The organism is Micromonospora zingiberis (assembly GCF_004331455.1).
GTDB lineage: Bacteria > Actinomycetota > Actinomycetes > Mycobacteriales > Micromonosporaceae > Micromonospora > Micromonospora zingiberis.
Genome location: NZ_SJJR01000001.1, coordinates 303872 through 320995, shown reverse-complemented (window position 1 = coordinate 320995; position 17124 = coordinate 303872). Strand labels below are relative to the sequence as shown.

The following is a 17124-nucleotide window of genomic DNA, read 5'->3' as shown; positions in this document are numbered from 1 at the left end:
TCATGCTCGCTGTCCATTGCAGATGCAATAGCAGATGCACGTGCAAATGAACGAGTAACCACACCCTCGTGCCGCTACCGCTCCTCCCACGGCGCCGGCGCCTATCGGAGAGAACAGACGCCCCCATGCAGCAGCAGCCGCCCAACGGTGTACCCGCCAACACGTTGCCTCCCCTCGCCTGGCAGAAGAGCCGCCGCAGCAATCCCAGTGGGAACTGCGTCGAGTTGGCGGAGTTGCCCGGGGGAGCGGGGATCGCGATGCGCAACTCCCGGCATCCCGAGGGCCCGGCGCTGATCTACACCGTCGACGAGATCGCGGCGTTCGTGCTCGGTGCCCGCGATGGCGACTTCGATCATCTGATCGGCTGATCCCGACATCCCATCGACGGGAATCGCCGGGCGCGGGATGGATGTTCACCTCACTGAAGGTTCATGGCATGCTTACACGTCGGCCGGGCCGGTCCACCGGTACGGCTGACTACGGCATGCGGAGGGCGGCAGGTGACCATGGTTTCCGCCGAGGAGGGCCCGGCGGCGGGCCCGACCGTGCTGCGGATGCTGCTGGGCGCCCAACTGCGGCGGCTGCGGGAGTCGCGTGGGGTGACTCGGGAGAGCGCTGGCTGGGAGATCCGTTCGTCCGAGTCGAAGATCAGTCGGATGGAACTGGGTCGGGTCGGCTTCAAGGAGCGTGACGTCGCCGACCTGCTCACCCTCTATGGCGTCACCGCCGAACAGGAGCGTGCCGCGCTGCTCAAGCTGGCGCGCGACGCGAACAATCCAGGGTGGTGGCACCGGTACGGCGACGTCCTGCCGTCGTGGTTCCAGTCGTACCTCGGCCTGGAGGCGGCGGCTGCGCTCATCCGCAGCTACGAGGTCCAGTTCGTCCCGGGGCTGCTCCAGACCCGGGAGTACGCCCGTGCGGTGGTGCTGCTCGGCCACAGCCAGGCCGGGCCGGCGGAGATCGACCGTCGGGTGGATCTGCGGATGCGCCGCCAGGAGTTGCTGCGCCGGCCGCGTCCGCCCCGGCTGTGGGCGGTGGTCGACGAGGCGGCACTGCGCCGGCCGATCGGCGGGCCGAAGGTGATGCGTGGCCAGTTGGAGGCGCTGCTGGAGGCCACCCGTACGCCGAACATCCGGTTGCAGGTCATCCCGTTCGCGGCCGGTGGGCATGCCGCTGCCGGTGGCGCCTTCACCATCCTGCGCTTCGGCGACCAGGACCTGCCCGACATCGTCTACATCGAGCAGTTGACCAGCGCGCTCTACCTGGACAAGCGGGAAGATCTCGACTTCTACGCGGTGGCCATGGAGCGGCTCTGCGTCGAGGCCGAGCCGCCCGAGCGTACGCAGAGGATCCTCGAACAGATCATCGCCGAGTTCGACGCCGGGTGACCCGGCCACCCGCCTGACCGTACGGCGGGGGCCGACCCTTCGGCGGCGCCCGTCACCGCCACCCTGATGGTGGCCCGGGCAGCAGCACGCGCGGCTACCGGATTGACACCTCTCAGTGATGCGACTAATCTCTGGATCGATCCAGTCTGAATCGATCCAGAAGAGGGGAGAGGCCGGGTGAAGCCCACTCTGCGGGCGGTCGCCGAGACCGTCGGTGTCTCACGCAGCACCGTCTCCAACGCCTACGGCCGCCCGGACCAGCTCTCCGCCGAACTGCGCCAGCGCATCCTCGACACGGCACGGCAGATGGGCTATCCGGGGCCGAACCCGACCGCCCGGTCGCTGCGGCGGGGCTTCGTCGGCGCGATCGGGGTGCTGTTCACCTCGCGCCTGTCCTACGCCTTCACCGACCCCTTCGCCGTGCAGTTCCTCACCGGCGTGGCGGAGGCGGCCGAGCACCACGGCAGCAGCCTGTTGCTGGTGCCGCTGCCGGGTGACCTGGTCGGTGCCCGCAAGGCCGTGGAGAACGCCGCCGTCGACGGGTTCTGCGTCTACTGCGCCGGCGACGAAGGGGAGATCGTCGACACCATCCGAGCCCGAGGGCTGCCTTTCGTCACCACCTCCGCGCGCCCTGGGGCCCAGGACCTGTGGGTGGGCATCGACGAGCGGGCCGCCGCCCGGTCGGCGGCCGAGCACCTGACCGGCCTCGGTCATCGGCGGGTCGCCCTGCTCAGTGATGACGTGCTGCCCGACACCAGCCCCGGGCTCGTCCGGGTGTCCGACGTGGCCGACGTGCCGCACCCCACCACCCGGGAACGCCTCGCCGGCTTCGCCGACGCCTTCGCCGCGGTGGGAGTCACCTGGCCCGAGCTGACGATCCTCGCGGCGGCCGACAACACCCGCGCCGCCGGTGCCGAGGCGGTCCGCGCGCTGGCCGCCCTGCCCGAGCCGCCCACCGCCGTGCTGGCCTGCTCCGACGTGCTCGCCCTCGGCGCGCTCGACACGCTGCGCGGCGCCGGCCAGAGCAGTTCGGTGACCGGCTTCGACGACATCGCCGAGGCCGCGTCCGCCGGCCTGACCACCGTCCTGCAGCCCGGAGTCGACAAGGGACGCCGCAGCGCGGAACTCCTGTTCGACCCGCCCTCGGACACCGAAGCACACCAGATCCTGCTGCCCACCACGCTCGTCGTCCGGACCAGCACCGGACCCGCCCCGAGGAGTTGACCATGGAACAGCCCACCGGCTTCATCTTCGCCATCGACGCGGTCACCCGGCACGTGAACTCGGCCCGGCCGGACGCGCCGGTGCGTCCCGAGTCACCGCGTACCGCGCGACTGGCCGGCACCCGTCGACTCACCGCCGACGCCCTACGCCGGCTGGCCGACCAGATCCAACCCGCCCCGCTGACCACCACGCCGAACTGCGCCCAATAGCGGCATCCCCCGTAATCGGGGAGCAAATCCGCACCGATCGTGCGAGAACGGCCACCACCTGCCCGGGCGGGTGGTGCGTCGGCTGGGTGACCAGGCAGACTTGCGCCGATGTCGCCGTTCACCCCCAACCTCCGGCTGCACGACCGCTACGTCGTGCGCGATCGCATCGGCCTCGGCGGGATGTCCGAGGTGTGGCGAGCCGACGACGAGGTCCTCGGTCGCCCCGTCGCGGTGAAGGTGCTCGCCGCGACGTTCGCCGCCGACCCCGATCTGCGGGCCACCATCCGCCGCGAGGCCCGCGCCGCGGCCCGCCTCGCCCACCCGCACGTCACCCAGGTGTACGACTACGGCGAGGCCACCCTCGACGGGGCGATCGTGCCGTACCTGGTGATGGAACTGGTCGACGGGCGCAACCTCGCCGACCGGCTCGGCGACGGGCCGCTGCCCTGGCCGGCGGCGCTGCGGATGGCCGCACAGGTAGCCGCCGCGTTGGCCGCCGCACACCGCATCGGGGTGGTGCATCGCGACATCAAGCCCGGCAACGTCATGCTCACCGAGACCGGTGCCAAGGTGCTGGACTTCGGCATCGCCGCGCTCGCCGGGCCGCGGTCCGCCGGCACCGGACGGGCCGCGGCCGAACCCATGATGGGTACGCCCGCGTACACCGCCCCGGAGCGGTTGCAGGCCGCGGCACCGAACCCGGCCAGCGACGTGTACGCGCTCGGCGTGCTGCTCTACCGCACCCTCACCGGCGACGTTCCGCTGCCCGTACGCAGTTGGGAGGACGCCCTGGTGGTGCACGCCAACCGCCGGCCGGTGCCGCCGCTGCGGGTGCCCGGGCTGCCCGCCGGGGTCGCCGAGCTGGTGCTGGCCTGCCTGGATCCCGATCCGGCGCGGCGACCCACGGCCGGTCAACTCGCCGCGAGGTTACGCGCCGGTGCCACCGGCCCGGTCGGCCCGGCCACCGCCATGTTGCCGATCATTTCCGGTCCGGCCGGCACCGACCAGGACATGGTCACCTCCGTCACCGGACCGCCCCCCGCGCACCCGCCGACCCTCGTCGACCGCACCGGCACCTGGTCCGCGACGGCCACCCCCAGCAGCGGTTCCTGGTCCGCGACCACCGGTCCGCCGGCCGGCATGGCCCGTCCCGGCGGGCCAGTCGTGCCGCCGGGTGGCGCGGGCCGGTCGCGGCGTTCCCGTCCTCCGGTCGGCGTCGTGGTCGCCGCCGCCCTGGTGCTGCTGGTGGGGTTCGGTGCGGTGCAGGCCCTCGGTGACGACACCGGCGACGGACAGCCGACGGCCGCGCCCGCCAGTTCCCCGGCCGCCCCGCCCACCTCGGTCGCGCCCGCTCCGACCCGGCCCAGCCCGACGCCGTCGCCGGCCCAACCCGACCCGGTCAACCTGCGCGGGCTCGCCACCGAGTTCATCGCCATGCTCACCGAGGGGCAGCTCACCGACGACATCGACCGTAAGGTGGCCGACCGGCTCCGCAAGGACCTGGCCAAACTCGCCGCCGGCAAGCCCAAGGACCGGGAGAAGCGGATCGACGACCTGCGCGAGCGCATCGAGGAGGAGGCCGAGCAGGGCCGGATTCCCGCCGACTTCGCCGCCCGGATGGACGACCTGCTGGACCGCATCGAGGCGACTCTGCCCGAGGACGACGACGATGACGACTGACCGACGTCAGGTCAACGTCACCCGCACGTACTCGCCGGGGTCGGCGCCCGCCCGGGCCAGCACCGACCCGTCCGGCGCCCAGACCGCCGAGCGGCCCGCCGTTTCGGTGTAGCCGCCGCCGGTCGGTCCGGCGAAGCTGGCCACCGCGACGAAGACCCGGTGGGTGGTGGCGATCCGCCGGGCCCGCTCGTCGAGCACCGCCAGGTCGGCCGCCAACTCCGTGACAGCGGCGAGGTAGACGTCGACGCCCAGGGCGCAGGTGCGGGCGGCGTGCTCCGCGACCCCGGTGTCCTTGCAGATCGCCAGGCCGAGCCGCCAACCGTCGACGGTGAGCACGACCGGCTCCGGACCGGGCCGGAACCGGCGCGGCTCGTCCCCACCGAGCCACATCTTGCGGTACGCCACCCGGGCACCCGCGCCGTCCACCGCGAGGGTGGCGATGTGCTCGCCGGCCACCGGCGCGCCGACCAGCGCCAGCGTCCCCGTCGCCGCGCCCGCGTCGACCAGCGGCGCCAGCCGTGGGTCGGCCGGATCGACCGGTGCGGCGGCCAACTCGTAGCCGGTCAGGGAGAGTTCCGGGAAGAGCACCACCCGGGCCGCCGCCGTACGGACCAGTGCCGCGTGCGCCGCGACGTTCGCGGCGACGTCGTGCCCGTGACACACCGGCTGGGCCACCGCGATCGGTAGCGAACCACGCACGATTTCAGTCTCCACTGTGACCGAGCCTAGGATCTACCGATGTTCAGAGTCGAGACCCGCGCTGCGCCTGACAGGTGCGGTTCGTAACGTGGTAGGTGTGATTCACTCTCCGCGGACCCCGTCCGCCGTCGGCGCGCTCAGCCAGTCCGCACCACCCGAGGACGGATTGGTCGGCTTCGTCACCGACCTGGTCGAGCGCCTCGGCGGACCGGGCGCGGGCCTCGCCGTCGCGCTGGAAAACCTGTTCCCGCCGATCCCCAGCGAGGTGATCCTGCCGCTGGCCGGGTTCGTCGCGGCGCAGGGCCGGATGAGTCTGGTCGGCGCGATCTTCTGGACCACCCTCGGTTCGCTGCTGGGCGCCCTGGCGCTCTACTGGATCGGCGCCAAGTTGGGCCGGGAGCGGGTCCGCGCGATCGCCGCCAAGCTGCCGCTGGTGAAGCTCAGTGACATCGACCGGACCGAGGAGTGGTTCCTACGGCACGGCGTGAAGGCCGTCTTCTTCGGCCGGATGATCCCGATCTTCCGGAGCATGATCTCCATCCCGGCCGGGGTGGAACGTATGCCGCTGCTCACCTTCGTGCTCTACACCACGCTGGGCAGCCTGATCTGGAACACCACCTTCGTCCTGGCCGGATACCTGCTCGGTGACAACTGGCACCTGGTCGAGTCGTACGCGGGAATCTTGCAGAACCTGGTCATCGTCGCCTGCGTGCTCGGACTGGTCTGGTTCGTGGTGACCCGGCTGCGGCGGTCCCGGCGCTCCGGCGGCCTGCGCTCCAACGACAGCGGCGCCGGCCTGACCGACGCGGCACCGGCCAGCATTCCGGATCCGCACGGACGCGGCACCATCTACCGCAGCGCCTGGGCCGACGGCCAGCAGCCCGACCGCGAACCACCACGCTGATCCCGCCGGCACACCACCGAGCCGGCCCGGCGGGTCCGGGCCCCGCCCGACGGGTCGCCGCACCGGCGGTGCAGACTGCGGTGATGGAGGCCGGATCGGGTTGGGATGACGGTACCGGGGTGGTCGAGCTGCCCGGTGGGGTACGGGTACGCGGACGGCGCATCGCCGACCCCGCGTCGCCAGCGGACTTCGGTCTGTTGCTCGCGCCCGGCCCGACACCGTCCTGGGCGTACCGCCGGGTGCGGTGGCCGGACTTCTGGGTGCCGACCGACCGGGCCGACGCCCTGGACGCGCTGCGGGAGGCGCTGCGGCGCGGGTACGCCGGCCAGCGGGTGGAGGTGGCCTGCCGGGGTGGTACCGGCCGCACCGGCACCGCGTTGGCGGCGCTGGCGATCCTCGACGGGCTGCCCGCCGAGCGGGCGGTGGACTGGGTCCGCGCCGCCTATCGACCCCGCGCGGTGGAGACTCCCTGGCAGCGTCGCTGGCTGCGCCGCCTACCCGGAGACTGAGCCGCCGCCACCTGCGGCACCTCGGCATGACGTGACCCCTACCCCGGGACGTACGGCGGCCCGGGGCGGACGGGGCCGAAGCCGCCGCCCACCCCGGGCCGTTCACACCTGCCGGGCTCAGCGCACCGTGCAGGGCCGAGCCAGGTTGACCAGGTCACCCGGACGGTCGCCGTTGACCCGACCGATCGCGGTGGCGATCCGGTTGATCGCGGCGACGCGCCGGTCCTCCAGCGGGCCGATGACCGCGTTCCGGACGAAGTTCGCGCCACCCTCGGGCCGGACCGCCAGCTGCGCCAGGCGGGCGTTGGCGTCCGCGATCTGCTGGTTCAGGTTGGCCAGCTCCCGCTGGACCTCGGCGGCGGCCTGGGCCGGCACGGCCGGCAGCCGGTCGGCGACGCTCGGGCAGCTCACCGTCTGCGCGACGCCGGCACCGCCGTTGTTGCCGGCGTTGCCGTTGCCGTTGTTACCCGCGTTCCCGGCGTTGCCGTTGTTGCCCGCGCCGCCGTTGTTGCCCGCACCGCCGTTGTTGCCGTTGCCGGCGTTGCTGTTCAGGGCGCTGGGGATGCCGGGGGCGTTGAGGCCGCAGTTGGCCAGGCTGGCGAGGTTGGGGCGTTGTCCGCCGGCCCGGTTGATGTTGATGCCGATCCGGTCGAGGGCGGCGACGCGCTTGCTGGCCAGCGGGCCGAGGATCGCGAGTTGGACGAAGTTGGCGCCGCCCTGGGGGTTGGCGGCCTGTTGGGCGAGGCGGGCGTTGGCTTCCTCGATCTGCTTGTCGAGGTTGGCCAGTTCCTGCTCGACTCCGGCGAGGGCGGCGGCCGGCACGTTGCTGAGCTTGTCGCGTACCGTCGGGCAGTTCGCCGTCTGCGCGGCGCCGGCACCGCCGTTGTTCCCCGCGTTGCCGTTGCCGTTGTTGCCCGCGTTGCCGTTCCCCGCGTTGCCGTTACCGTTGTTCCCCGCGTTGCCGTTGCCGGTGTTGGCGTTCAGGGCGCTGGGGATGCCGGGGGCGTTGAGGCCGCAGTTGGCGAGGCTGGCGAGGTCGGGGCGTTGTCCGCCGGCCCGGTTGATGTTGATGCCGATCCGGTCGAGGGCGGCGACGCGCTTGCTGGCCAGCGGGCCGAGGATCGCGAGTTGGACGAAGTTGGCGCCGCCCTGGGGGTTGGCGGCCTGTTGGGCGAGGCGGGCGTTGGCTTCCTCGATCTGCTTGTCGAGGTTGGCCAGTTCCTGCTCGACTCCGGCGAGGGCGGCGGCCGGCACGTTGCTGAGCTTGTCGCGTACCGTCGGGCAGTTCGCCGTCTGCGCGCCGCTGCCGGCGCCGTCATCGGCCGAGGCCAGCGTCAGGCCGGCCCCGAGCAGCGCGACCGCGAGGAGGCCGACCCCGCCGACCTTCAAGGCCGCGTGCTTCTGGTGTCGTAGCGTACGCCTGACCATGCATCTCTCCTCATGATTGACCGGCCGGACGGGTCGATGAAGGTCGATCACCGCCGGCTTGTGCGCCGTGGATGCCCGGAAGACAGCTCGACGACGGCGGCCGGCCCGCGTGTCGTGCTTCCCGGGGTGCAGACCGGACGTGCATCGGGAGCGCTCCCGCCGCAGGTCCGGGCAGTGTGTGTGGTTCGGTCGTGGATACGGGGGGTGCGACCGAACAGTTCAATCGGTTGCTCGAAGATCGTCGGCGGCGGCGACCCGTCGGCGCCACGCGGGTGCGGTACGAGGGTGGGGATCTGGCCGTTAGTCTGCGTGTTCATGAGAGTCCGGGCGCTGGGCGCCGTCTCCGCCGTCCTCACGATCGTGGTTTTGCCCGCCACTGCGGGTACGGCGGCGACCACCCAGAGTGCCGTACCGGCGTCGAATGCCCCGGCATCCGCGCCCGCTGCGGTGCCCTGTCCCAAGGCGACGGCGCCGAAGGTCGTCCGGTCACCCCGTCCGACCCCGCCGCCGTCGGTGCCGGAACACCGCGCCGTCGGCGGGGACGCCCTCGCCACTGCCGGGCTCGTCGTACCGCCGCAGGTGCCGGCGCCGCCGAAGGTGACCGCGACCTCGTGGTTGGTGGCCGACCTGGACACCGGTGAGGTGTTGGGTGGGTGCGGTCCGCACGAGTACGCCACCCCGGCCAGCGTGCAGAAGCTGCTGCTGGCCGCGACGATGCTGTCCCGGCTCGACCCCCGTGAGGTCGTCGAGATCACCCGGAAGGACCTGGACATCGCACCGGGCAGTTCGGCGGTCGGGTTGCTGCCCGGTGGCCGGTACCGGGTGAAGACGCTGTGGCTCGGGCTGCTGCTGCAATCCGGCAACGAGGCGGCCAACGCGCTGGCCCGCCTCGGCGGTGGGCCGGACGGCGTGGCCGGCGGGGTGCGGGCCATGAACGAAGAGGCCCGCCGGCTCGGTGCCCGGCAAACCCACGCGGTCACCCCGTCCGGGTTGGACGGTCCGGGGCAGTTCACCAGCGCGTACGACCTGGCCCTGATCGCCCGCGCCTGCTTCGCCGACCCGACCTTCGGCACGTACGCGCGCACCGAGCGAACCCGCATCCCGGCCCAGAAGGCGCTGGGTGCCAAGGGGTTCCAGATCCAGAACAACAACCAGTTGATCTACCGCTATCCGGGCGCCCTGGGCGGCAAGACGGGCTTCACCGACTATGCCCGGCACACCTACGTCGGTGCCGCCGAGCGCGACGGTCGCCGGCTGGTCGTCACGCTGCTCGGCGCCGAGCCCCGGCCACTGCGGGGCTGGGAGCAGGGCGCCGCGCTGCTCGACTGGGGATTCGGCCTGCCCCGCGACGCCACGGTGGGCCGCCTGGTGGAGCCGGGGGAGTTGGACGCCGTACCGTCGCCGCCCGCACCGGACGTGGCGACCGAAGCGCCGGTGGATCCGGTCACCTCGGCCACCCTCGGCGACACCCCGGGCGCGGGCATGTACGTGGCGTTGGCCGTCGGCGCGACGGCGATCGCGCTGGCCGTGGTCGCCGCCCGCCGTGGCCGCGCCGCCGCGAGCGGTCCCGCTGCCGACCGTGGCCGCGTCGCCGACGGTGGCAACTGACCGGAGTCGCGGGACGTCCGTGCTGGTCGATTCGCCGGACTGGCCGGAATTCACCCGATAGTGTCATGGGCTGTGAGAGTCTCCGGCCTGGCCGTGGCGGTGACCGCGGCGCTCCTGACGTCTCCGCTGGTGCCCGTCACCGGTGCCGCTGCGGCGGGACCCGTGCCGTGCCCACGCCCGGCGCCTCCCGCGCCCGGCCCGACGCCGTCGGCGACACCGCCCCCGGACCCGGTCCAGCGGGCGGTGGGCGGCGCCCGGCTGGCGACCTCCGGGCTCGTCGTACCGCCGCAGGTGTCGGCACCACCGAAGGTGGCCGCCGCCTCGTGGTTGGTGGCCGACCTGGACACCGGTGAGGTGTTGGGTGGGTGCGGTCCGCACGAGTACGCCACCCCGGCCAGCGTGCAGAAGCTGCTGCTGGCCGCGACGATGCTGCCCCGGCTCGACCCGGCCGAGGAGGTCACCATCACCGCCGGCGACCTCGACATCGAGCCGGGCAGCTCGGCGGTGGGACTGGTGGCGGGCGGCCGGTACCGGGTCGAGACGCTCTGGCTGGGACTGCTGCTGCGTTCGGGCAACGAGGTGGCCAACGCGCTGGCCCGCCTCGGTGGCGGCCCGGACGGGATGGCCGGTGGCCTACGCGCGATGAACGAGCAGGCCAAGCTGCTCGGCGCGTACCAGACCCACGCCGCGACACCCTCCGGACTGGACGGTCCGGGGCAGTTCACCAGCGCGTACGACCTGGCCCTGATCGCCCGGGCCTGCTTCGCCGACGGTCACTTCCGCCAGTACGTGGCCACCCGGGAGGCGGACATCCCGGCCCAGCCGAAGCAGCGCGCCAAGGGCTTCAGCATCGACAACGACAACCAGCTGCTCTACCACTACCCGGGGGCGCTGGGCGGCAAGACCGGCTACACCGACCTGGCCCGGCACACCTACGTCGGTGCCGCCGAACGCAACGGGCGTCGGCTCGTGGTCACCCTGCTCGGTGCCGACGTGATCGACCAGCGCGGTTGGCAACAGGGTGCCGCGCTGCTCGACTGGGGTTTCGCCCTGCCCCGCGACGCCTCGGTCGGCGTGCTGGTCCGCCCCGGCACCACCACCGCCTCCGCGCCGCCCGCCTCGGTCCCACCCCAGGCGCTGCCCGGTGGCGCGTCCGGTGCCGAACAGACCGGCCGGGGTGCGCTCGCCGGCCAACTCCGGTCAGCCTCGTACGTGGTCCTCGCCGTCGGGTTGACCGTGCTGGTCGGCGCGCTGATCGGGCGTCGCCGCCGGCTGCGTACCGCCGGTCGCGGCCCGACCCCGCGCGGCTGACCGGCAGATGGCGGCCCGCCCGGTCCTCGACGCCGGCCGGCGGCCGGGCTGGTCGAGGATGGCCGTGGTGCTGGTGGTGGGCCTGGTGGCGGGCCTGGTCACCGCGGCCGGATGCAGCCGGCCGCCGCCCGCACCGCAACCCTCACCGGCGCCGGCACGGCCGGGCTTCGTCGTACTGTCCGACGTGGACTCCCGCATCCGCGCCGACATCCGGTACGCCAGCACACACAACTTCGTCGGCCAGCCCGTCGCCGGCTACGCCGAGCCGCTGTGCCTGCTCACCGCCACCGCCGCCGAGGCACTGCGCGCAGTGCAGGACGCCGCGCTCGCCACCGGCCACACCCTCAAGGTGTACGACTGCTACCGCCCCCAACGGGCCGCCGACGAGTTCCGGACCTGGGCCGCCCGCCCCGACGACCAGCAGATGAAGGCCGAGTTCTACCCCCGGGTGGCCAAGTCGGACCTGTTCCCCCGCGGCTACCTCGGGGCGCCCAGCGCGCACAGCCGGGGCAGCACCGTCGACCTCACGCTGGTCGCGGTGCCCGCCCCCGGGCAGGCCCGATACGTCCCCGGCCAGCCACTTGTCGCCTGCACCGCCCCGCGTGCGGAGCGCTTCGGCGACAACAGCGTCGACATGGGCACCGGCTTCGACTGCTTCGACCCGCTCGCGCACACCGGCACCACCCGGATCAGTGTCACCGCCCGGGAGAACCGGCGGCTGCTGCGGCAGTTGATGACCGATGGCGGGTTCGCCGGCTACGACCGGGAGTGGTGGCACTTCCGCTACCGTGCCGAGCCCTGGCCGGACACCTACTTCGACCTGCCGGTCACCCGCTCCTCAGCCGGCTGACCGCCCCGCCGTTCCGCCGCCAGCAGGGCCGCGCGTGATGCGCCTCTCGGCTTGCCCCGCCGGCCAGATCTCGGGTTGCCCGCCGGTCAGTCGGCTTGCCCGGCGGTGAGTTCTCGGGTTGCCCGGCGGTCCGGTTGCCGGGCGGTGAGTTCTCGGGTTGCCCGGCGGTCCGGTTGCCGGGCGGTGAGTTCTCGGGTTGCCCGGCGGTCCGGTTGCCGGGCGGTGAGTTCTCGGGTTGCCCGGCGGTCCGGTTGCCGGGCGGTCAGTTCTCGGGTTGCCAGCCGGCGGCGAGCAGGGCCCGGCGGAGGGTGTCGGCGACCTGGTCCGGGTGTGCGCGGACCAGCCAGGCGGGGAAGCGGAGAATCCGGTCCCCGGTGGTCCAGACGTCGTTCTGGCGCTGCATGTCGGCGGCCCAGTGGCGTACGTCCATGTGGTGTGCACCGTCGATCTCCACGTGCAGCCGCCACGCCCGCCAGTACGCGTCCAGCCAGCGGGTACGCCCCGCCGCGTCGGTCCGCCGCTCCTGGAGGTCCGGCTCGGGCAACCCGGCCCGGCGACAGAGCCGAACGAAGTCGATCTCGCTGAGTGCCTGGGCGCCGCCGGTGACGTCGTCGATGGTCTGCCGGATCAACCGCCGCCGGGGCGCCCGGGGCAGCACGTCGAGCACCGCCGCCAACTCCTCGGGCAACACCCGCCGTTGCTGGCAACCCGCCGCGATCATCTCCTGCGCCTGTCGTACCGACGACGCCCATCCGGCCGCGTCGATGAGGGCACGCGCCGTGGTGGTCCGGGGTGGGCGGCCGACCTGAAGGTGCTCGGCAGGCAACACCGTCGTCCGATGCACCACCACGGCCGCCATGTCGATCGGCAACCGGCGTAGGCCGGTACGACCCGCCCGGCGGTGCGCCGGCACCAGCACATGCAGGGGCTCCCGCCGCAGGCCGCGTACCCCGGCCTCGCCGGCCGCCGTGGCGCCCGCGAGTACCGCACCCGCTCCGGCGGCGAGAACCGCCACCCACAACTGCTGGTCCCGGGTCAGTCGCCCATTCCCGGTCAGCAGCAGCCCACGACTGATCGAACGCCACCGCCCGGAGCGGATCAGCCCCCGCACGGCGCCCTCGGTGAGCACCGCGCGAGCCTGCGCGACGGTGAGCACGCCGGCCTGCTCGAACGCCAGCCACTCCAGAGCCCCGGCCCGCTCGTCGGGAACAACAGCCACCACCCACCCACTGTGGCGCCCCGACCGACGCCCCCACCAGCAAATCTTGGACAGTTTCCGTTAGCAGCTAACGGAAACTGTCCATGATCTAGTGCCGCCTACCGCCGAACCCGGTCAGCAAGGCGAAAACGATCAGCGCCGGCCGGCGACATCAGCGCTTGCGGATGCGCAAACGGTGCGGACTCACTGCGGTGGTGGAGTGCCTGGACGGGCGGGGGCGACATCAGCGCCTGGGGATGTGCAAACGGTGCGGAGGGCACACCCCGACTTGGGTGTGCCCTCCGCACCGTCCCACACGCTCCGCGATGGCAGCTCCGGCTGGTAAGGGTGTCAGCTCAACCCGTCGTGCTTGACGGACTCGACAAAGGAGCGCCACGCGGACGGACCAAACGACAACGCCGGACCAGCGACGTCCTTGCTGTCTCGTACCCCAACGAACCCCGGGCCACCATCCGCCACCTCGACGCAGGCCCCCTCATTGCTGTAGCTGCTCTTACGCCACCGTGCACCGGATATGTCACTCATCGTAGCTCTCCTTGATCACGTCGCTGACCAGATCCTCTGACGCAGACTCCGGTAGGGCAAGGCCCCAGAGCGTCGCCCAGGCTCCCTCGTATGCCTCGACTTCCTTGGGCCGGTCGAGGTAAAGGCTGCCCGTCAGAGACTCGCTGTAGACCGTGGACGGCTCAGCGGGTCGGGTGCCGACCCGTGGGAAGTCCAACAGGATGAACGCCCCCGCGACGGACGCAATGTGCGGCCCCACCGACAGTGGCAAGATCCGCACCTTGACGTTACTCATCTGGTTGATGTTCGCCAGATGGGCAAGCTGTGCCCGCCAGGCGTCCCGATCGGCTATGGGTCTGCGGATGACCGCCTCGTCAATGATCGCCTCGTATTGCGGCGCCGCCGGCCTCCGTCGGGACAACAGCTTCTGTCGCTCCAATCTCAGGGCAACCTTCTGCGCCACCTCTTGCGGCGTTCGGGGCTTTCCACTGAAGATCGTGGCCGCGTAGTCCGGCGTCTGGAGCAGGCCGGGGATGACGTTCGGTTCGTAGTGACGCAACCGTCGCGCTGCCGCTTCCAGCCCTACATAAAGCTCGAACCATGCCGGGATCGCTTCGCCGTAGCTGTGCCACCAGCCGCGGGCTTTGCTTTCTCGGGCCAGGGACACCATGACCTCGGTCAGTTCGGTCGAGGTGCCGTAGTGCTGGCACATCAGGGTGACGTCGTGGGTGCGCAGTGACGTCTGCCCGCTTTCCAGGCGGTACATCTTCGCCCGGGACCATTCCAGTGCCTCGGCGGCGGCTTCGAGATTGATTCCGGCCTCTTCTCGGGCCTGTCGCAACAGTCGGCCGAGTTGCCGTCGGGGTACAGAAGATCCAATGTCGGCCATCGCACCTCGTCTCAGTCCGGCCGGCTCCGGTGTCTCATTTGGAACAGCATTTCGGGCCAGCTGACACGATGTCAATATCATCGCCTGAAATTCTGAGTGAGACGTTGCATCTCGTGTGTCTACCAACCATCGTGGCTGGTGGTAGCCCTGATCACGGTGGTCACAGGAGGTGCGCGGTGCCCCGATGGAAATGGTTTCAGCGTCCGGACGAACCGATCGACGTCACTGTCTTGGTGCCCGGACATGCCCGACGCGGCGGCCAACCCCGCCCGGACCCGGCCGGCCCGCGAGCAGCGCCACCGCACCACCATTCACCGGCCCGATCGCGATTTTCGGTCGCGATCCGCTGCTGCGGTTCGAGGAGATTCCGGTGAGCCAGGAGCAGGGACTCTGGTCGGTTGAGCTGGCCGACCTGCCGGCGGTCGAGGTGGACGACAAACCCGAGGTCGTGGTCCTGGTGCGGGAGGGTGAGCCGATCGGCTGGGCGTTCGTCTTTCCCGACGGCGACTTCTGGCTGATCCGCGACGACGCGCGCAGCGTGACGCACGGCTCCAGCCTGGCTGTCCTGACGAACTTCTGGAGTGCCGTCTTCGCCTGCGACGTGGGTCGGCCGGTGGTCAGGAGTCCGGGTGGCGCGGCAGCCGGCTCAGTCGGTGGCCCGGTCCGGTAGCGGCAACCAGGCGAGCACGTCGGCGATCTTCGCGTCCCAGTACGCCCAGTCGTGCTCGCCGGGGGAGAAGTCCACGGTCAGCGGCAGCCCCTTGGCTCGGGCCGCCTCGACGAACCGCACGTTGTCCTCGTACAGGAAATCCTCGGTGCCGCAGGCGACGTAGAGCGGGGGTACGGCGGTGCCGGCTCGGTCGAGCAGGGCGAGCGGGTCGTCGTCGGTGCCGGCCACCGGGCGGTCGCCGAAGGCGGTGTGCCACACCCGGGCGTCGATCGGGTGGGTCGGGTGTCCGGCGCGGGCGGCGAGGTCGAGCGCGCCGGAGAGGCTGGCCGCCGCGGCGAACCGGTCCGGCTCGCGCAGCGCCCACTTCATCGCCCCGTAGCCGCCCATGGAGAGTCCGGCGACGAAGGTGTCCTGCGGGCGGGTGGAGAGGCGGAAGAAGCCGTGGCAGAGCTGTGGCAACTCCTCGCTGAGGAAGGTCCAGTACCGGTTGCCGTGTTCCTCGTCGGCGTAGAAGCTGCGTCCCACCTGCGGCATCACCACGGCCAGGCCGAGCGGTGCGACGTACCGCTCGATGGCGGTACGGCGTAGCCAGATGGTGTCGTCGTCGCTGAGCCCGTGCAGCAGGTAGAGCACCGGCGGGTCACCGGCGGCGTCCGCCCCGGTCAGCCCGATCTGCGAGCGGGTCCGCTGCGGCAGGATCACGGTCATCGAGGTGCTGAGGCCGAGCGTCTCGGCGAAGAAGTCACAGCGGATCAGGGCCATGAGCGTCGAATGTAACCGACCGGACGCGGGGACCGGTGGGGCTTCTCGGGGCCACGACCCACCCTTGAGGATGGTGCCCAGGTGGCGACCAGCGGGCGAATGATCCGTCGACTCGGTGGGTGATGTTGGTCCGGCGGCCCCGTAGGCTGTCGGCCATGACTGCCGTACGTCGATGCTTGGGTGACGCACGGTGGCTGGCACAGCCGGCCCCGGCGCTCGTGTCGGAGCCGGCCACCCGGTGAGTGACCTGCCTGTGCCGGCCCAGCGACGCGGGCCGGTCGACCCTCCGCAACGCTCCGGGCTGGTCGACGCGTGTGCCCGGATCGCCGCCTCCCGTCCGTTCGAGATCACCATCGTCGCGGTGATCCTGGCCAACGGCGTGGTCCTCGGCCTGGAGACCTACCCCAACCTGGGGACGGCGGGCACCGCGCTGTACGCCGTCGAGTGGGGCTTCCGGACGATCTTCGTCATCGAGATCGCCATCCGGGTGCTGGCCTACGGCCGTCGGCCGCAGGACTTCTTCCGGCAGGGCTGGAACGTCTTCGACTTCCTGGTGATCGCGGCGATCTTCGTGCCCGCCCTGCACGGCGACTCGGCGCTGCTGCGCGTGGTCCGGGTGCTGCGGATGGTACGGCTGGTGCGGTTCTCGCCCGGCCTGCGGACGATCGTCGCCGCCCTGTGGCGCAGCCTGCCGGGCATCGGCGGGTTCCTCGCCCTGGCCATGGTGACCCTCTACGTCTACGGCATGGCCGGCTGGCTGATCTTCGGTGAGGTCTACCCGGAGGAGTACGGGGACATCGGACGGTCTCTGCTGACCCTGTTCGTGCTGCTGTCCCTGGAAACCCTGCCGGACCTCATCGAGCAGGGCATGGAGCTGTCGCCCTGGACGGTGCTCTACTACGGCAGCTTCGTGGTGATCACGGTCAACCTGCTGCTCAACATCCTGATCGCCGTCTTCGTCAACTCCATGGAGGAGGCCCGCCGGTTGGAGATGACCGAAGGGCTGGCCCCCGGCTACGACGAGGACGGCGACGGGGTTCCCGACGAGTTGGACCGTATCGCGATCAGTCAGCGCCTCGACGATCTGCGCACCCTCATCGTGGAGCTTGAGCGGGAGCTGCGGATCGACCGCGACGACGGGCGGGGGCGTCGGGTGCTAAGGGACTGAACGAACGTTTTTGATCGCGCTGGATCCGCTGGTCGGCGTCAGGTTTCAGCCATGCGTCCCAACGTGAAACACCGATGAACTCGACTGCCGTTCTGGGTGCTC

The 17124-nt window shown here is 71.7% G+C and carries 18 protein-coding genes; 12 read left to right on the top strand and 6 right to left on the bottom strand.

The features are described from left to right. Positions 1 to 125: 125 nt before the first annotated feature. The 5 genes from E0H26_RS01450 to E0H26_RS01430 all read left to right on the top strand — a co-directional run bounded on the left by E0H26_RS01450 (position 126) and on the right by E0H26_RS01430 (position 4501). Positions 126 to 368, top strand: a complete 243-nt coding sequence (locus tag E0H26_RS01450) for a DUF397 domain-containing protein (protein WP_131299861.1) — start codon at positions 126 to 128, stop codon at positions 366 to 368. Positions 369 to 506: 138 nt separating this feature from the next. Beyond that, positions 507 to 1388, top strand: coding sequence for a helix-turn-helix domain-containing protein (locus E0H26_RS01445; RefSeq protein ID WP_420812769.1), 882 nt, complete (start codon positions 507 to 509; stop codon positions 1386 to 1388). Between the two features lie 177 nt (positions 1389 to 1565). Further along, entirely contained in the window at positions 1566 to 2612 is a 1047-nt protein-coding gene (locus E0H26_RS01440; RefSeq protein WP_131299855.1) for a LacI family DNA-binding transcriptional regulator, read from the top strand. 2 nt (positions 2613 to 2614) lie between these two features. Next, entirely contained in the window at positions 2615 to 2821 is a 207-nt protein-coding gene (locus tag E0H26_RS01435) for a hypothetical protein (protein ID WP_131299852.1), read from the top strand. 108 nt (positions 2822 to 2929) lie between these two features. Next, positions 2930 to 4501, top strand: a complete 1572-nt coding sequence (locus E0H26_RS01430) for a serine/threonine-protein kinase (RefSeq protein WP_131299849.1) — start codon at positions 2930 to 2932, stop codon at positions 4499 to 4501. Positions 4502 to 4507: 6 nt separating this feature from the next. On the opposite strand, the gene E0H26_RS01425 is transcribed toward E0H26_RS01430, so the two are convergent. Beyond that, positions 4508 to 5200: a carbon-nitrogen hydrolase family protein gene (locus E0H26_RS01425; protein WP_131300491.1), complete on the bottom strand. Its 693-nt coding sequence runs from the start codon at positions 5198 to 5200 to the stop codon at positions 4508 to 4510. A 97-nt stretch (positions 5201 to 5297) separates the two neighbouring features. Between E0H26_RS01425 and E0H26_RS01420 the strand changes: the two genes are divergently transcribed. Continuing rightward, entirely contained in the window at positions 5298 to 6104 is an 807-nt protein-coding gene (locus E0H26_RS01420; protein WP_131299847.1) for a DedA family protein, read from the top strand. Positions 6105 to 6187: 83 nt separating this feature from the next. Further along, positions 6188 to 6613, top strand: coding sequence for a protein-tyrosine phosphatase family protein (locus E0H26_RS01415; RefSeq protein WP_131299844.1), 426 nt, complete (start codon positions 6188 to 6190; stop codon positions 6611 to 6613). A 117-nt stretch (positions 6614 to 6730) separates the two neighbouring features. Here E0H26_RS01415 and E0H26_RS01410 read toward each other — a convergent pair whose 3' ends face one another. Beyond that, positions 6731 to 8041: a hypothetical protein gene (locus E0H26_RS01410; RefSeq protein ID WP_240741992.1), complete on the bottom strand. Its 1311-nt coding sequence runs from the start codon at positions 8039 to 8041 to the stop codon at positions 6731 to 6733. 315 nt (positions 8042 to 8356) lie between these two features. Between E0H26_RS01410 and E0H26_RS01405 the strand changes: the two genes are divergently transcribed. The 3 genes from E0H26_RS01405 (at position 8357) to E0H26_RS01395 (ending at position 11810) form a co-directional block, all read left to right on the top strand. After that, the gene (locus E0H26_RS01405; RefSeq protein WP_131299841.1) at positions 8357 to 9649 is read left to right on the top strand and encodes a D-alanyl-D-alanine carboxypeptidase family protein; all 1293 of its coding nucleotides are present in this window, start codon (positions 8357 to 8359) and stop codon (positions 9647 to 9649) included. A 72-nt stretch (positions 9650 to 9721) separates the two neighbouring features. Next, entirely contained in the window at positions 9722 to 10960 is a 1239-nt protein-coding gene (locus E0H26_RS01400) for a D-alanyl-D-alanine carboxypeptidase family protein (protein ID WP_131299839.1), read from the top strand. Positions 10961 to 10967: 7 nt separating this feature from the next. Then, positions 10968 to 11810: a M15 family metallopeptidase gene (locus E0H26_RS01395; RefSeq protein ID WP_131299836.1), complete on the top strand. Its 843-nt coding sequence runs from the start codon at positions 10968 to 10970 to the stop codon at positions 11808 to 11810. Between the two features lie 262 nt (positions 11811 to 12072). Here E0H26_RS01395 and E0H26_RS01390 read toward each other — a convergent pair whose 3' ends face one another. The 3 genes from E0H26_RS01390 to E0H26_RS01380 form a co-directional block, all read right to left on the bottom strand. Beyond that, on the bottom strand, positions 12073 to 13032 hold the full coding sequence (locus tag E0H26_RS01390) for an endonuclease domain-containing protein (protein WP_240741953.1): 960 nt from the start codon (positions 13030 to 13032) through the stop codon (positions 12073 to 12075). Positions 13033 to 13359: 327 nt separating this feature from the next. Further along, positions 13360 to 13554, bottom strand: a complete 195-nt coding sequence (locus tag E0H26_RS01385) for a DUF397 domain-containing protein (protein ID WP_131299833.1) — start codon at positions 13552 to 13554, stop codon at positions 13360 to 13362. After that, a complete protein-coding gene (locus E0H26_RS01380; protein WP_131299831.1) occupies positions 13547 to 14422 on the bottom strand; it encodes a helix-turn-helix domain-containing protein in 876 nt (291 codons plus the stop codon). Before E0H26_RS01380 ends, E0H26_RS01385 begins: the two co-directional genes overlap by 8 nt. Positions 14423 to 14792: 370 nt before the next feature. Here E0H26_RS01380 and E0H26_RS01375 point away from each other — a divergent pair, with 370 nt between their 5' ends. Continuing rightward, positions 14793 to 15092, top strand: a complete 300-nt coding sequence (locus tag E0H26_RS01375) for a hypothetical protein (RefSeq protein WP_131299828.1) — start codon at positions 14793 to 14795, stop codon at positions 15090 to 15092. Here the strand turns inward: E0H26_RS01375 and E0H26_RS01370 are convergent. Next, positions 15069 to 15854 (bottom strand): alpha/beta hydrolase, encoded by a 786-nt coding sequence (locus E0H26_RS01370; protein WP_131299825.1) that lies wholly within the window; start codon positions 15852 to 15854, stop codon positions 15069 to 15071. The genes E0H26_RS01375 and E0H26_RS01370 overlap by 24 nt on opposite strands. A 238-nt stretch (positions 15855 to 16092) precedes the next feature. Between E0H26_RS01370 and E0H26_RS01365 the strand changes: the two genes are divergently transcribed. Next, positions 16093 to 17022 (top strand): ion transporter, encoded by a 930-nt coding sequence (locus E0H26_RS01365; protein ID WP_240741952.1) that lies wholly within the window; start codon positions 16093 to 16095, stop codon positions 17020 to 17022. Positions 17023 to 17124: the final 102 nt, after the last annotated feature.

Coding starts and splice junctions, on each gene's coding strand:
- E0H26_RS01370 (WP_131299825.1), bottom strand. CDS start 15,854: ATGGCCCTGATCCGCTGTGACTTCTTCGCCGAGACGCTCGGCCTCAGC.
- E0H26_RS01415 (WP_131299844.1), top strand. CDS start 6,188: ATGGAGGCCGGATCGGGTTGGGATGACGGTACCGGGGTGGTCGAGCTG.
- E0H26_RS01450 (WP_131299861.1), top strand. CDS start 126: ATGCAGCAGCAGCCGCCCAACGGTGTACCCGCCAACACGTTGCCTCCC.
- E0H26_RS01395 (WP_131299836.1), top strand. CDS start 10,968: ATGGCGGCCCGCCCGGTCCTCGACGCCGGCCGGCGGCCGGGCTGGTCG.
- E0H26_RS01405 (WP_131299841.1), top strand. CDS start 8,357: ATGAGAGTCCGGGCGCTGGGCGCCGTCTCCGCCGTCCTCACGATCGTG.
- E0H26_RS01430 (WP_131299849.1), top strand. CDS start 2,930: ATGTCGCCGTTCACCCCCAACCTCCGGCTGCACGACCGCTACGTCGTG.
- E0H26_RS01385 (WP_131299833.1), bottom strand. CDS start 13,554: ATGAGTGACATATCCGGTGCACGGTGGCGTAAGAGCAGCTACAGCAAT.
- E0H26_RS01380 (WP_131299831.1), bottom strand. CDS start 14,422: ATGGCCGACATTGGATCTTCTGTACCCCGACGGCAACTCGGCCGACTG.
- E0H26_RS01410 (WP_240741992.1), bottom strand. CDS start 8,041: ATGGTCAGGCGTACGCTACGACACCAGAAGCACGCGGCCTTGAAGGTC.
- E0H26_RS01445 (WP_420812769.1), top strand. CDS start 507: ATGGTTTCCGCCGAGGAGGGCCCGGCGGCGGGCCCGACCGTGCTGCGG.
- E0H26_RS01435 (WP_131299852.1), top strand. CDS start 2,615: ATGGAACAGCCCACCGGCTTCATCTTCGCCATCGACGCGGTCACCCGG.